The following is a 14,584-nucleotide window of genomic DNA, read 5'->3' as shown; positions in this document are numbered from 1 at the left end:
CAATGAAGCCTGAGGAGGGAAGGTTAACCGTAACAATGTTTACAAAAGTTACGGCTAACCAGAACGGGTGAGCCACCCATTCCCCCAACTCCGGGAGGGATATGAATGGAGAAGAACATCCTCGACCTCTTCCGAGGGGAGTACCTCCCGGGTTCCACCATAAGCATCATCTACGATGCCTATTCTTCCGCGTGGAGGATCCCCCTCCTTCTCCTCAGGCATGCGGTTGAAAGGGGTTACTTTGCCATCGTGTCCAACTACTCGGGACCGTTGAGCCTTTTCATGAGGAAAGCCGGCACGGTTGGCCTCGACGTGGAGAGGGAACTGGAGAACGGAAACCTTGCGATTATAGACCTCTTCGGTACAAGGTACGGGTCAAAGAAACCCCTCCCGAACGTATTCTACCTGGACAATGTCGAGCCGGAGACCCTCAACCCGAAGATAGACCGGATTTACTTCACTCATCTACGGGAGTTTATGGAGGGAAGACCAGTTTTCAGACTGATCCACACGCTCGATGGAGTTTCGCTCCTCCTCGGTGAGGAGAGCACCCTCAGGCTCCTCAACCAGACCCTCGCTTCCAAAAGTCAGGAACTCCCGGATTCGGTACTGGCGCAGTCGATAAACCGGGACGTCGTCTCGGAGAGGTTCGTGGCGTGGGCCTCGGGGGTGAGCGACTACGTAATCGTCGCCAGGTCCTGGCTGGAGGAGAACGGTCTCAAGGAGACCCTGTACCTGATATCCGCCCCCTACGAGGACTTTGAACCCGAGACGTACTCGTTCCGCGTTACAAAGGAGAAGGGCGTGGAAAAACTTAAAATACGGAAGATGAGAGAGCTCAACCCCTGAACTTCGGCCTCCTCGACAGGAGAAGCGGCAGGGGCCTTGCCCTGTAGGGGAACCCCTCCGTCTGGGACCTTATCTCCCTTACGAGGTCCTCGAGCCTCATCTCTACCTGCTTCCCGTCGCTCCTCCTCCTGACGGTTATCGTGTCCCCCTCTTTTTCATTCCTGCCGACGACGATTATGTAGGGAATCCACTCCTTCTCGGCCTTCCTTATCTTCTTGTTGAGCCTGTCGCCGGTGTCGTCCACGTCGACCCTTATCTTCGCCCCCTCAAGTTTTCCTGCAACGTAGAGCGCGTAGTCGAGGACCTCGTCGCTGACCGGGATCACCCTAACCTGTATCGGGCTGAGCCAGAGCGGGAAGGCTGGTTTAACCCCCCTGGCCTGGAGCTTCGCCTGCTTCTCGAGTATCGCGTACATAACCCGCTCTATGGCACCGCTCGGCGAGCAGTGGAGGATGAGCGGGTACCTCTCCTTCCCTTCCTCGTCGTAGTAGGTTATGCCGAACCTCTCGGCGTTCTCGACGTCTATCTGGACGGTGCTCAGCGCGGCGGCCTTGTCGAGGTTGTCCACGAAGTTGAACTCGAACTTCAGTATGAAGTAGAAGAACCTCTGGTCCCACATCTCCACGAGGACGGGCTTGCCGATTATCTTGGCCAGCTCGACGATGAAGTCCCCGTGCTCCTCCCAGAAGTCCCTCGTGAAGCGTATCGCCACCTCGTAGTCCTCGGGCGTTAGCCCGACTCCCTTTAGAACCTCCATGCTGAGCTTGTACTGCTTCTTGAACTCGTCCATGGCCTGCTTGAGGTCTCTGGCGACGGTGTGCATATCGGGCATCGTGAAGGCCCTGAGCCTCCTCAGCCCGGACAGCTCGCCGCTCTTCTCCCTCCTGAAGGAGTAGCGCGTGAGCTCGTACATCCTGAGAGGCAGGTTGCGGTAGCTTATCGTGGCGTCCTTCTTTATGAGGAACTGGCCAAAGCAGGCGGCGAAGCGCAGGAAGAACTTCTTGTCGCCGCTCTTGACGACGTACTGCCTCGCCGGGAACCTGTTGAGGTACTTCTCGAGGGCCGGGTGCTCGAAGTCGTACATTATCGGCGTCTCGACCTCCATCGCCCCGTACTCGACGACCTTCTCGGTGACGTACTGCTCGAGGAGACCCTTGATGAGCCTGCCCTTCGGATAGTACCTGAGGTTTCCGGCGTCGCTTCCGGGTTCGTAATCCACCAGCTCGTGCTCGAGCATCAGCTTAACGTGGGGCGGCTCCCTATCGGCCACCCTGTTCTTGCTTATCTCGTAGTTGGCGAACTTCCTGAGGTTCTCATGCCCCGTGAAGTCGAACTTCTCCACGTCGATGAGCTCGCCCTCGGGCGTGAGGACGTACCAGTAGCTCTTAAGCTCCTCTTCCTTCTCGAGGGCCACGTTGCGCTCCTCCTTGTTCACCTCGCCCTCGGGAACCACCGTCCTGCTGAGCTCCGCCAGAGGGTGCCCCTTGCAGCTCAGCCTGAAGGCCTTGTAGTAGCCGAAGGGGGCGCGCCTGACCTCGAAACCCTCCTCCTTAAGCCTCTCCTCGAGCTTCCTGAGGACATCGAGGGCAACGTCGGGCTTCGCCAGGTCGCTGCTGAGGTGGGCGAAGGGGTATACGAAGACCCTCTCGGCCTTAACCTGACCCGCGACGTCCTTTATTTCCGCGAGGGCCTTCTCGACGACCTCATCGGGGTTGACCTCGTCGACCTTCTCGACGCTCGCAAAGACCGCCAGAACCTCATCGAGGCGGCCCTTCCTTTGCTCCTCGTTTATCGGTTCGGGGTTCTTGATGGCCTTATCCCTGACCTCGTACTCCAAATAGTCGCTGTGTATCAGAAGCATTCTCATCCTAACCACCACCGTGGGCTCAATTGGAATCACTAAAACTTTTCCCCATCCTTTATAAATCCTCCCCGATGGCAAAGGCTTAAAAAATCAGAGCTGGAACTCTCATGGAGGTGGAAGGATGGATGATAAGAAAGGCGTGAAAGACGGCGATCTCGTTCTTCCGGGAGACCATCTCGGTGTCATCGAGGAGTACTTCCCCGGCGAGGGAGTTAAGGAGGAGAACGGAGAGCTCTACGCCATAAGGGCGGGCAGGGTAAGGATCGACCCCGGGCGGATGGAAATCAGGGTTGAGCCCGTAACGGACACGCCTCCCCTCCCGCAGGTGGGGGATGTAGTAATCGCCAAGGTCATAGAGGTCAAGCCCCAGACGGCCATAGTCCAGCTCGTTAAGATAGAGGGGAGGAACGACAGGGAGATAGCCACCTCAAAGCTCGCCGGCATTCACGTCTCCCAGGTCAGGGAGGGCTACGTCGAGAACATGTCAAACGAGTTCAGGGTGGGAGACGTGGTCCGGGCCAGGGTCATAGCCAACGAGAAGAGCCCCATACAGCTCTCGACCAAGGGGCCAGATCTGGGGGTCGTCTACGCCCTCTGCTCGAGGTGCAGAACGGCGCTGGTTCGGCGCGGCGAGCGGTTGATATGTCCCCGCTGTGGCCACGTCGAGACGAGAAAGCTCTCCTCCCTATACCGGAAGCTGAAGGTGTGAGCATGGCAAGGGCGAAGAGGGTAATAACGATTCACGTTCACGACGAGAGGGAGAAGGAGGAACTCCTGAGGGAGATAGGAAGGCTTCGCCTCCCCGCGTTCATCTACGTCCACGCCAAGCTCAACGGCCTCAAGATAAACGTCCAGGGAACGAAGGACGACATCAGGGAGGCCATCGGCAGGATACGGGAGATACACAACCGCGTCCGGGCCAAGCTTTACCCCGACAAGCGCGGCCTCTACCGTTACAGGATAGACGACCTCCTCCGCGAGGCGGGGACGGGCGTTCCAACGCCCATACTCGTAAAGACCCTGGAACTGCTCGGCGAAAGGGTTGAGCTTCGGGAGGGGGAACTGGTAACCTCCATGCCGTGGGAGGAGCTCGTTTCCCTGGCTAAGAGGCTCGGCGGGTACCTCTCCGACGTCTCGCTCCAGACCACCCGGCAGATAAGGGAGGTCGTCCTTCCCGTGGCGGCCCTCAAGGGCCTCGACCCATCCGAGGTCATCGACCTCCTGGTTGAGCTGGGGCTGGCCGAGTGGAAGGAGGATAAGTTTAAATACGAACTGGTGAAGAACAAGGAGCAGGCGATGAAGGGGCTCCTTAGACATCTGGAGGGTGAGGAAAATGAAGATTGAGGTCATCAAGCGTGAGGAAAACGTCCTCGAGTTCTACCTTGAGGGTGAGGATCACACCTTCTCAAACCTGCTCAACGAGGTGCTCCACGAGAACGAGCACGTTACCTTCGCGGGTTACACCATCGAGCATCCCGTCCTCATGGCCAGGAAGCCGAAGTTCAAGGTCGTGACGGACGGGGAGGTGACCCCCGAGAAGGCCCTCGAGGAGGCCGCCCAGAAGATATTCGACAGGTCGAGGGCGGTTCTCGAGGCGTGGAAGTCGGCCATAGGCGAGTAACCACCGTCTCTGGCTCCGTTCTGTTTTTATCCACAACTCTTTTGCCTTTTTCTACCCTTCAAAAACCTTAAAGACCATCCCTCCGAGAAAAAGCGGGTGAGAGCTTGAGGTACGGGAGGGACTTCACGGACAAAGGACTCGCGAAGCTCGGCGATTCTCTGATCAACTGCACCTTTTCCCTCGCCCTGAGCGAGTACCTCGGCAGGCCGACGGGCGAGAGGGTTCCGAACGCGTCCCTCAGCGTGGCGCTCGAGCTGGCAGGACTGAGGCACGTTATCCCGCCGAGGGCTGACAAGCACGGCAAGGGAGACGTAGCGGAGGCCATCTTCGCCTACGCCTGGCTCGAGGGCAGGATAACGGTTGAGGAGGCCGCCAAAATCCTGAGGGAGAACCTCACGGAGGACGTCACCCACTTCTCGCGGAAGAAGGAGGCGGTGGGAAAGGCCTTCGCCGAGGTTTTCAGGGTGATAGGCGAGAGGCTGGGGCTGTGAGGGTTCCGCCGGAAGGTGGCCTAACACGGAGGACGGGAAGGAACCATTGAGTTTTCCCATATTTTTGTATCGTGATGTTCTCGCGTTTTTAATAGTTCCACCTGCTGAGTGTCGCGGATATCACCTCGAGGCGACGAATCAGGTGAAAGATGCCCAAACCAAAGATCAGGCCCATGAGGAAACCCGGGGCTTCAAAGCCGCAGTCCAGGTTTACCAGCGACCACGTGACAACGTACGACAAAACGTACTGGACGGACACGTTGCGCCGCAGGAGGTAGATCAACACGACAACCAGCGAAAGCCCCACGATGCCGAGAACCGCCTTTTCCAAACTTATTAAGGAGATAAAAGGTGGAATCAGCATTACGAGTGCGTTGGGCCCATTCTCTTCAATAAATGTCAAACGCACGACCTCGGAATCGCTGAGGGGAAGGAACGCGGCCAGGAGCATAAATGCCCAAAGTATCACAGAGTAGGGGGCTTTTATCGAATAGACAAGAGGATAAAATCCAAAAACCGGAAGGACAAAGGATAGCCAGAAAATGGAGGTCCTATCACTCCTTGAAAGGTAATAGCTCAATGCGAAGAACGGCAGGGCCACGAGGGAGTACAGGCCGCCGGCAACGACCTTGTCGCTCCCGCTCCATTCGGTGAGTACTTTAAGATTGGCGATCACCAGTGAAATTGGGAAAAAGTATGAAAAGGCCACACCGGCACTTACCTTCCTCATGGAATCACCCTCCTACCACGTTCTTGTTCTTAATCTTCGTATCGGATCGGGCCGAACGCCCGGTTATGAGCATGCCCTGTTTCTTTAAGGTTCAACCCAATCCCTTCCCATAGTTTTCTGGGGTTATCAGTTCAGTAACGTGCGCAAGGAAGTAGAGCGTCGACACGGTATAAGCCAGGGGTATGAGGCAGTATTTATAAAGAAACGCCCAGGACACCAGCACCCAAGTTGCGTAGTAGAGGGTCACGTTTTTCACGTTAAGATCCTTCTGGATGTAATCAACGGTCAGCACTATGAGCCAAATGACTAAAAATAACGCTAAAACCAACAGTTTCATGTTATAGTAAAGGATGAAGAACAGTATCATGACCGAGAGATAGAAGGGAGGATAGCCCAGCAGATGGAAGATCTTGTTTTCCTTGCTCAATCCCTTTGCTGGAGAACCAAATACCAGCATCACAAGTAATAGAGAGATCCCGATAAATGTATAACCCCACCATTCTGAGTCCTGGACTTTGACGTAATAAACGGAGAACGCCATGATTACAACGTTGATAAAAATTGAAAGGCGAAAGAGCCTTCGTTTCAAATCCATCGTATCACCCCAACACTTCATCCCGCTCGGTTTTAATCAACGCTTCCTTGGACATGCTCACCCTGATCCACCACCATACCATGAAAAAGTACGGGATAGCGAAGGGCGAGCGGGTTATCAGCAGGGCAACGGCCGCCTGCAGGTACAACAGCGAAGTTAAAATCCTGCGCTCAAAAAACTCAGGCGGCAGGCGTGTGTAAACAGACTTATCGTTCAATAGCCAAATCACAAGGAGCCCCGTGATACTGAGCGAGACATGCTCCATCATGAAAAGGATTAGCACCTGCGGGAAATACCCGAAGGCAAGTGCCTGTGCTGGATGCAATTTACTTCTATCCGGCCACACTTTCAAAGAGAAGATAAGGGTCGCGGTCATCATCCAAAACACAACGTATAGAGACCCAAGGCCTATATCGAGCCGGGTGCCGTGCCCTATGGTGAGTATAAGCGAGCCCCAAGCCACCGCCGTTGCCGCCAGCGCGAGTATCCCGCCCAGGATTACTCCAACGATGACGGCTATTACCAAAACTAAAAGGAAAATAAAATCGAGAACTTCCAGCATATTTATCCCCCTTTTACGTCATTGGAGTGATATGCCCTCTCCAGCATGCTCATCCCCCCGCGGGCTTGCGTTTATTGACCTGTAAGCTAAAACCAAGGCGACTAAATAGAATACCCCAAAAGCCGTAACTTCGAGCTCTTCCAGTGTAGTTTCAGGGTGCAGGGAGGCTAAAAATCCCAACAACAGGAATATCGAAGCTATTCCCACGATAGCCGGCAGGATTCCGGTCACTATTGGTATAAAGATCAGGAATGCCGTGACCGATAGAAAAACGTTTGTTTCAAGGTATATTACGTACGCCGTTACAAAGCCCACCACACCAACTGTCACTACGTCGGGTGCCACGAAGCTCACGAGTGCCGCGAGCAGGAGAAGACCTTTGATGTTTTCAACAAACGCGTACACCAATAAGAAAACAACCAGGAGTGCCGCCGCCGTGGCTATGTGTGGTGAAAAAGGTGAGGTGTTCTTTCCGATGGATATTTTTCTTAGGGCGCGACTTTGCCGTTTTGGGTTTGTTATAGCCATCCATATCTCGGTGAGTAACGCTATAAGGGTCATTGCTAAAATTGTGGCGGTTACTCCCACGTTAATGGTGGACTTGGTTAGCCGGTCAACCACGATGAACAGGCTTATAAGGAGCGTCAATGCAAAGTGGACGCCCCTCCAGAATCCATGGTAAAATATCAGCCCGTAAAGGATGGAAAGGAAAATGAAGAGCAGTAAGGAGTAACTAATCATTTATCCACCCCCACGCTTCCCTAAAGAATTGGACTACAAATGGCAAAGTCTTTAAAGCATCTTTGGTTCTAACAGCAACTACAAGTTCTTCACCCCCAATAAAATCCAAAATTGCCTGTGTCCCACCGTCCACTACCACGTCCTTGTCATCTTGCCTTATGTTTATCGTGTCATAACCTGTGAAGTGTACGTCGTCACCATGCTGTGGTGATATTATGTACGTTAGCGATATTGAGGCATAAACCCCGAACAGGTCCATCTCAAGTGTGTGAAGTGATGTGTGTGCTGTATTCCTGAAGGTTATCGTAGAAGTTTCAGAGCTCCGTATTGTATCGGGATAGTCCACTACTACCCAAGGGCCAAGAGAGTTAGTAAAGTCTGTGTTGTCCGTATGCCACTCTTTGACCGCCACAGCATTCAAAGAGATGTCATTTTGTGTGGGATTGTAAATAAAGGCCCTGCACACTAATGAAGCCTTGTATTCCGTACCCTTCCAGTTGAATTCTGGGTCATTGCAATCAAACCCCACCTGCTTCAACTCACTTCCCTTCATTGGCTTCACCTCCACCGCAACGTTGCTCCAGTGCTCTTCTCCCGCCCCGTTTGGTTCACCATCGTAATTATCGAGGAAGAGTTTGAACGTGTGATTCCCGACTCCGGCGAGGTTGTAGGTGAACGTCAGGTTTTTATAGCCCTTCGCTGGAATCCTGCCTTCATAACCATCTATCCTTTTAATCACGGCCCCTTCTTCATCTTCGATGAACCCCTTCACCGAAATCGCCGAGTTAGCGTGATTCCACACGTGAACCTGCAGGAACACTAAACCACCACCCTCAAGCTCCACAGGCCAGGCGGTCAAAGCAACATCAAATAGATTAGCCGCCTGCTTGGAAACACTTAAACTTCCACTCTTGGACGCTTTTAGCGTACCATCCAACACTTCAACCCTCCAGTTGTGATTTCCGACGTCAAGCTCGCCACATTCCTCCCTCTTCCCAGGTCTTGTGCGCGTAATACACCAAACCCGCGTGGGCCCGATTGCAGGGGGCATTGTAATCTCTCCGTTCTTCAATCGCTTTCGTGTTCAATGGGGACAGTAATACATGGCTTTAGCCGTATCATGCAACCGCACGCTAACTAAAACCCACAGATACGCGATAACACCGTTCATGATGATACCCATAAGGAATCTAAACCTTGGAAAATCCGATGGGATTAAATAGATGGCCGAGCCCAGGGCGAAGTAGTAGGCGAATAACAACAGCTTATCCCTTCTCTTCAGATTCAAATTCGAGAAGATGAAGCAGTCCAAGAAGAGATAGAAAAGGGCCATGCCCCAGTAGACGATCAAAAGACCAGCACCGAGCGTTATCGCGTCCACCACCAAAAACGGGAAAATGGTAAGGAGGGAGGCGATAACCCCGACTTTAGTCAAGCTAAGGCCTTCACCTTCACAAGATTTGGACTCAGCGTTCATCCAATCCACCTCCAAGTGCCATAGGGGTTTCCGACCATTTACACTTAGACGTAAAGTACCACCAGTAGTTTAAGCACCTTGAATACTTCCATCATCTTCAACCCTCGTTTAGGCTAATTTCATCCCCCGCATGCTTGAACATTCTCCTATTATTCGTCCTTCACTTCCTGCAGGAGATTCATGGCACAGTAAACCACAAATGGAATGTAAGTTAATTGAACAAGGGGATATCCCCAGCACAGTATTCCCGCAAGCACCAATAATCCCGAGTAGTATACGAGCAAGATAGTTTTGTTGAGCCTTTTCTGAATATAGTATACCATCAGCCCGATGGGTGCTAAAATCACCACCGTTTTTACCACAAAGTTCATAGAACTTGATGAGTGGAGAAAGATCGCAAAAGGCACCAGTGTAACCACTGGATAAATTAAGGAGTCATTCACCCTATACCATTTTGAGACTCTTTTACCCGGAACGACAGAAACAAGCCCCACGGTCCACATAAAGACGCCGATAAATGTATAACCCCACCATTCTGAGTCCTGGACTTTGACGTAGTAAACGGAGAACGCCATGATTACAACGTTGATAAAAATTGAAAGGCGGAAGAGCCTTCGTTTCAAATCCATCGTATCACCCTCCAATGACGTTATTATTGTCCCCATCTGAGGGTGTTGGAGCTCTGAGCCAGTTTATAACATCTCTAGCAGTTAAGAGCCAACCTAAAACTCCAAAGAATTTTGATACAACTACTGTCGCTTTTCCTAATGAGCCGCTGGCCACAGTTTCCAATTGTCCAGCATGTTTAGCCACTTTCTCAAGCACATATTGAGCAATGCTTCCTCCTTTTGTTAAAGTCTCAACTTTTTCACCAAGCGAGGGTGATCTATCTCTTATCTCAACAATATCACTACTTGCAACACCACCACTGAAGACTGCTTTGATGAGGTAGGAGTACCCCACAAGTCTGTCACTATAGGAGCCCCACCCAAGTGGTTTCTTCTCAAAGTAATAATTCGCCAGTTCGTCGTTTATCGTTATGATTATTGTCAGGTCCTCCTGCATGTTCGTCGGGGTTAAAGTCACCGTTTGCCTATTAACCCTAACACTGCTCGGACCGTCCGGCCACACCTTCTTACCCCCAAAGTCAACCTCCTTCAGGTTTAACGTAACCGTATTGGCACTTCTGAGCCCAAGGTGCACGGTACAGACCGTTGAGGAGTCCAGTGGAACAATTGCCGGATCACAAACCATACTTGCAATAATGTTCCCAACGGGCTTCACCTCCACCGCAACGTTGCTCCAGTTCTCTTAATCTTTATGGGTGTTCAGTTGTTAACTTCATGGTGGCAGGAATAATAAGCTTTGCTATGTAAATATAAAACACCTAACAAAGTAGTTATCACACTTGGAACCATCAGCATGGGGTCTTCAATTGCTAGCGTCAGTATCCACAATGCTGACAGTGCGGATATTACGAGGCATTTTCCAAGTTTTTGATTTAGGAATGCTATTCCAAGTCCGTCCAGTATCATTATGGCAACCACCTTGAGGGTAGTGACAAAGTCCCTAATTCCACCGTTGTACACTAAATATGCGATTCCAAATGCAATAATAGCCGATATGAGGACATTCTCTCCCGATAACCCCTGCTCTTTCCCATTTGTACTTCTGAGTATCGAGTATGGAACACCCAACGAGAGCATTCCAAACCCTAAACCCACGATGGGGTCCTGAAATGCTTTACTAAGTGCTATCACCTCCCAGGATAGCAAGGAAAGGGCAAAGGAAAGCCGAAGCACCCCCTTCCAGTTGGGGTATGCAACGAGCCCCAAAATTGGAAGCAGGGTGAGATAGATAGCATCCATGTGCATCACCCCGCAACATAATCAATGTACCCAATTGTGATCTCCGATGTCAAGCTCGCCACATTCCTCCCTCCTCCCAGGTCTTGTGCGCGTAATACACCAAGCCCGCGTAGGCCAGGTGAATGATACCCAATGGGATTGCAAGTACTGGCAAATTGGTTTTCCAGTAAACCGCCGCGAACGAAATCACGAACAGGACGAGGAGATAAAGGATGGGTCTCGTTAGACCTTTCGAGAGCCTGCCAAATAACTTCCTCTCATACTCTTCTTTCCATGTCACCACAAGAAAAACGAGTGCTATGAGATACACAACCGTTTCGTTTGTCACTCCCATAACCAGTAGAAGGGCCATGAAAGTCGTTAGGGAAAGCACAGACTCTACCAACGGTCTCCACTTCTTAGGGATTTTGCCCGTTACAATTTTATATGCAAGTAGGGCGATAAAAAGAAAATTAAAGCCAAAATAAAAATAGTAAAGGAACACTTCTCCCAGCGCCACTGGTATCACCCCTAATCACCAATTATCTGGTTGTTGTCCCCATGGTAAACTGGCACAGGCGAATGCAGGACATCCCACCACAGTTTCAGGTATAATGCCATTGCTCCTCCTATCGGACCTCCAACCTCAGGAGGAACCCCCACATATCTCAACAAGTAACCTCCGGCAGTTGCACCATCTGTGAACGTCCCTATGACTTCATCTTTTATTATCTTGACTGCATGGTATGCGTCCCTTGCAACGTCCCCTGCAGTAACGGGCCGTGGATTCATCTGCACCACGCACATTACTGGTTTTCCCGGTGGATGCAGGCGTGCTTTGATGGCTACCGGCGTTCCAAGGTTTATGTCCTGCAGGTCCAATGGTATCCTCTTCTGGAGCTCGTCGTTAATCGGTATCGTGAAGGCGAAGACCCCCAAGGAGTTGGGCCCAAGGTCAAGGCTACGCGGTTTTGGAACTATGAAATTGTCGCTTTTACCGCTGTCGTATATCTGACCGCCCGCGAAGTATACATCCGTTACCTCAAAGTTTAAAGGAGCGTTCCCCAAGTTCTTCACCTTAAAGTTGCACGTTACTGAATCATCATTCTCGCTAACGAATTCCGGGTTACACTCCATCCATGCCGCCACACTGCCGTTCGGCTCCACCGTTATTTTCACATCATCTTCGATCTCCCCGTTGACGTAGAGCGTGAAGTAATAGGCCCCCACGTTGGATAGGGTTATGTTGAACCCGTCTGACCATATGCTGTTGAATGCATAGTATTGGGCACCACCCTCTATCTCACGCGGACTGCGCTCAAATACTATCGAATCACTGAACTCACCCTCTGGAGTTTGATACGCGTAATAAACTCTGATGGGAACATCGTATGCTGGATAATTTCCTCTGTTCTCCACGATCACGTCGAAGTGAACGGTGGTTCCCTGGGTCACTTCACGGGCGACATTCGGCACCAGCCTGCCGAAAAGGTTATCCCCACTAACGTGTACTGTTGTATTCTTTTCATCTTCGGGTTTCTCTTCCTCGTCACTGTTAAGGTAGAGGAGCTGGGTAATCACATTAACGGGCCCTAATTTATTTGCCTTCCACGCCAATGTGAATGTCTTCTCCGAGTTGCCGTCGATACTTCCGCTTACTGTCTTAATTAACTCACCATCAATAAGCAGCTTGATCTTGAGGCTCCGGGTTGAAGGGTAACTGCTCTTAACCCTAACACTGAACCACACAGTATCACCCACTCTCGCATGGTCTGGCTCGGGAGTAAGGCTAACTATCTTCAGTGCCCCCTGAGCCGGTGGATCCGGATTATCATCCCTCACCACCGTAACGCTTCCGCTGAAGCTCTTGGAGATACCGTTCCCAAAGTCACACTCACCACTGTATCCGAAGGTTCCCGAATTTGGATAGTTAACAGTTCCTATCGTCTCCGTAACCCAATCTTCCGCCGGCACGCTGATTTCCGTGTTCAACTGCACAGTGCCAACAGAGGTGCTCGTCTCGGGGTATGTCGCCCTGAGGGTGCACGTTCCGCTCAGGGCCTTACCGTTACCGTTGAAAACATGCACCTTGAAAACCACATTATCCCCCTCATGAATCGTGGTTTCACCCGGAATAACATTAACGGTTATCTTGTTCGGGTCTATAACATCATCCAGTTTTATGGTGGTGGAGTACTCTTTGGTGATCTCCATCTCCTTTGTTCCCCCAGTCGGTTCACTGCCTGCACTGGTCGGCACGGGGCCTGAACTCGAAGTGTAAGTCACTTTGACCGTTCCACTAACGTGAACCTCACCGCTTCCACGAACGTACCCGCTCACCTCACTCTCCACGCTATCGCTGTCCCCTGGAGAGAGGAAGCCCAGGGACGTTGAATCAGTCAATTCGGTGCCGTCGAACGTCACTTTAACATTAGAGACCGCGTTGTCCTCAACGTGGTAGCGAACCACGACCCTGTACCTCGCGTAGTCAGTGCCCTTGTCCACGGCTTCAACGCTAACGCCGTCAATTACGAACCTTCCCCAGGAATCCTCGGGGTTGAGGGCCAGTGCTTCAATTTCGTCTGGAACCTTCGTTGTTAAGCTCGAGTCCGGGGAGGAATCATATGATTCCCCCGATGTAGCGGAATCAAGGGGGAGCATTACCGGATCTCCGGGCTTGATTGGTTCAGGCTTGATTGGTATTGGTTCAGGCTTGATTGGACCTTTAATGGGGCTTACGTGGGAATAAATTACGACAATAGTTAGGGCATCCTTTAACTCTGCGACCTTTTGATTGAGCATCCTATCAATCTCAGTGTTATCATTCCCATAATTTTTGGCCTTCACGAGAGCATAAACGTTCCCGATAAGCTCATAAGCCTTAAGGGCTTTAGGCCAGTAGTAGGTTGTCTTGTTCTCCATAATTACGTATCTATCACGAGTTGCATATGTAGTAGTTACCGTGAATATAAGTCCACCATTCTCAATATGTTGTACACTGGTGATCCTGCCGGTCAGTTGGATTAAACGGCTATTGTTGTAAATGACGATGGGAGTCTTATGGATATTAATCCAATCCCCCTTCAGCAAATCGTACGTCTGGTCTCTCAGACTTTTAATGGCCGGCTCCATTTTCTGATAGTTTCCCTGAGAGTATTCCCTGTAAAAGGACACCCACTGATTAGCCAGAACAGGATTAATTAACTCGTTCTTATTGTTAGTCGCTGGAGTTTTGGTTGGTTGGGCCCACTTCCATTTCTCCAGCGCCCAGGCTTCGTAATGATTGTACTTGAAACTAACCTTAACGAACGCCGTCGAGAAGTCCCCGATGAAGGCAGTCATGTTAAAGTCTTCCGTAATGTTCCCGCTGTTTTGGGCGATGTACTCCTCTAACGCTTGAATCTGCTCATCAGTCCAGCCCTGCTCCTTAAGAGCATTAACCGTCTCCTGGGGCAGGCCATTCCCGCTGATGTTTTGAGCCATTTCACGCAGTTCTTCGGCAGTGTAGTATGTTTTGACTCCCGAAGCTTTCAACTCTTCCAGAGCCTGCCAGATTAAGGCCGAGATGTTCGCGGCGTTGTCGGCACCTAAGCGAGAGTTTTGGATTAACTCTGGGACAAGAGTAAGATTACCTTTTTCGACTTCAACCACAAGCTCTGCCTCCCTGTTCAGGATGTCCCCAGAAGGCGTTGTAAGGGTCGTTACTTGCTCCCGCCACGGGGGTGACGAAGAGGGCCGTGCTCACGCTCATTCCAACGAGCAATGTTATCAACCATATTCCACCCAATTGCTTCATGATCCAATCAC

The 14,584-nt window shown here is 51.4% G+C and carries 18 protein-coding genes; 5 read left to right on the top strand and 13 right to left on the bottom strand.

Features of this window, described 5'->3' with window-relative positions; translation table 11 throughout:
• Positions 1 to 105: 105 nt before the first annotated feature.
• The gene (locus tag A3L02_RS09595) at positions 106 to 849 is read left to right on the top strand and encodes a hypothetical protein (protein ID WP_088863701.1); all 744 of its coding nucleotides are present in this window, start codon (positions 106 to 108) and stop codon (positions 847 to 849) included.
• Here A3L02_RS09595 and A3L02_RS09590 read toward each other — a convergent pair.
• Complete coding sequence (locus A3L02_RS09590) at positions 839 to 2,716, bottom strand: threonine--tRNA ligase (protein ID WP_088863700.1); 1,878 nt, start codon at positions 2,714 to 2,716, stop codon at positions 839 to 841. The two genes, A3L02_RS09595 and A3L02_RS09590, sit on opposite strands and share 11 nt — an antisense overlap.
• A 118-nt stretch (positions 2,717 to 2,834) precedes the next feature.
• On the opposite strand from A3L02_RS09590, the gene A3L02_RS09585 reads away from it, so the two are divergent.
• The 4 genes from A3L02_RS09585 (at position 2,835) to A3L02_RS09570 (ending at position 4,825) form a co-directional block, all read left to right on the top strand.
• Complete coding sequence (locus A3L02_RS09585; protein WP_088863699.1) at positions 2,835 to 3,422, top strand: exosome complex RNA-binding protein Csl4; 588 nt, start codon at positions 2,835 to 2,837, stop codon at positions 3,420 to 3,422.
• Positions 3,423 to 3,424: 2 nt separating this feature from the next.
• Entirely contained in the window at positions 3,425 to 4,057 is a 633-nt protein-coding gene (locus A3L02_RS09580) for a DUF2067 family protein (RefSeq protein WP_088863698.1), read from the top strand.
• Positions 4,047 to 4,334 carry a DNA-directed RNA polymerase subunit L gene (locus A3L02_RS09575; protein WP_088863697.1) on the top strand — a complete coding sequence of 96 codons (288 nt, stop codon included), beginning with the start codon at positions 4,047 to 4,049 and terminating at the stop codon, positions 4,332 to 4,334. The genes A3L02_RS09580 and A3L02_RS09575 overlap by 11 nt, the downstream gene beginning before the upstream one ends.
• Before the next feature lie 104 nt (positions 4,335 to 4,438).
• The gene (locus A3L02_RS09570; protein ID WP_088863696.1) at positions 4,439 to 4,825 is read left to right on the top strand and encodes a ribonuclease III family protein; all 387 of its coding nucleotides are present in this window, start codon (positions 4,439 to 4,441) and stop codon (positions 4,823 to 4,825) included.
• Positions 4,826 to 4,913: 88 nt separating this feature from the next.
• Here the strand turns inward: A3L02_RS09570 and A3L02_RS09565 are convergent, their stop codons facing one another.
• The 12 genes from A3L02_RS09565 to A3L02_RS10280 all read right to left on the bottom strand — a co-directional run bounded on the left by A3L02_RS09565 (position 4,914) and on the right by A3L02_RS10280 (position 14,573).
• Positions 4,914 to 5,555 (bottom strand): hypothetical protein, encoded by a 642-nt coding sequence (locus A3L02_RS09565; protein ID WP_088863695.1) that lies wholly within the window; start codon positions 5,553 to 5,555, stop codon positions 4,914 to 4,916.
• A 91-nt stretch (positions 5,556 to 5,646) separates the two neighbouring features.
• Positions 5,647 to 6,150 carry a hypothetical protein gene (locus A3L02_RS09560; protein ID WP_088863694.1) on the bottom strand — a complete coding sequence of 168 codons (504 nt, stop codon included), beginning with the start codon at positions 6,148 to 6,150 and terminating at the stop codon, positions 5,647 to 5,649.
• A gap of 4 nt (positions 6,151 to 6,154) precedes the next feature.
• Positions 6,155 to 6,712, bottom strand: coding sequence for a hypothetical protein (locus A3L02_RS09555; RefSeq protein ID WP_088863693.1), 558 nt, complete (start codon positions 6,710 to 6,712; stop codon positions 6,155 to 6,157).
• A gap of 18 nt (positions 6,713 to 6,730) precedes the next feature.
• Positions 6,731 to 7,453 (bottom strand): hypothetical protein, encoded by a 723-nt coding sequence (locus tag A3L02_RS09550; protein WP_088863692.1) that lies wholly within the window; start codon positions 7,451 to 7,453, stop codon positions 6,731 to 6,733.
• Positions 7,446 to 8,525 carry a hypothetical protein gene (locus A3L02_RS09545; RefSeq protein ID WP_157895764.1) on the bottom strand — a complete coding sequence of 360 codons (1,080 nt, stop codon included), beginning with the start codon at positions 8,523 to 8,525 and terminating at the stop codon, positions 7,446 to 7,448. The genes A3L02_RS09550 and A3L02_RS09545 overlap by 8 nt, the downstream gene beginning before the upstream one ends.
• A gap of 12 nt (positions 8,526 to 8,537) precedes the next feature.
• Positions 8,538 to 8,930: a hypothetical protein gene (locus A3L02_RS09540; RefSeq protein WP_088863690.1), complete on the bottom strand. Its 393-nt coding sequence runs from the start codon at positions 8,928 to 8,930 to the stop codon at positions 8,538 to 8,540.
• 149 nt (positions 8,931 to 9,079) lie between these two features.
• A complete protein-coding gene (locus tag A3L02_RS09535) occupies positions 9,080 to 9,559 on the bottom strand; it encodes a hypothetical protein (RefSeq protein WP_088863689.1) in 480 nt (159 codons plus the stop codon).
• A gap of 4 nt (positions 9,560 to 9,563) precedes the next feature.
• Positions 9,564 to 10,220: a hypothetical protein gene (locus A3L02_RS09530; RefSeq protein ID WP_157895763.1), complete on the bottom strand. Its 657-nt coding sequence runs from the start codon at positions 10,218 to 10,220 to the stop codon at positions 9,564 to 9,566.
• Positions 10,221 to 10,258: 38 nt separating this feature from the next.
• Positions 10,259 to 10,804 carry a hypothetical protein gene (locus A3L02_RS09525; protein ID WP_157895762.1) on the bottom strand — a complete coding sequence of 182 codons (546 nt, stop codon included), beginning with the start codon at positions 10,802 to 10,804 and terminating at the stop codon, positions 10,259 to 10,261.
• 43 nt (positions 10,805 to 10,847) lie between these two features.
• Positions 10,848 to 11,297 carry a hypothetical protein gene (locus A3L02_RS09520; RefSeq protein ID WP_157895761.1) on the bottom strand — a complete coding sequence of 150 codons (450 nt, stop codon included), beginning with the start codon at positions 11,295 to 11,297 and terminating at the stop codon, positions 10,848 to 10,850.
• 11 nt (positions 11,298 to 11,308) lie between these two features.
• On the bottom strand, positions 11,309 to 14,428 hold the full coding sequence (locus A3L02_RS09515; RefSeq protein WP_088863686.1) for a COG1361 family protein: 3,120 nt from the start codon (positions 14,426 to 14,428) through the stop codon (positions 11,309 to 11,311).
• Positions 14,421 to 14,573, bottom strand: a complete 153-nt coding sequence (locus A3L02_RS10280) for a hypothetical protein (protein WP_157895760.1) — start codon at positions 14,571 to 14,573, stop codon at positions 14,421 to 14,423. The genes A3L02_RS09515 and A3L02_RS10280 overlap by 8 nt, the downstream gene beginning before the upstream one ends.
• Positions 14,574 to 14,584 lie beyond the last annotated feature (11 nt).

Origin of the sequence: Thermococcus celer Vu 13 = JCM 8558, from assembly GCF_002214365.1 — an archaeon.
Classification (GTDB): Archaea; Methanobacteriota_B; Thermococci; order Thermococcales; family Thermococcaceae; genus Thermococcus; species Thermococcus celer.
Note: the sequence above shows the minus strand (reverse complement) of the source record. Positions and strands in the feature narration are given on the sequence as shown.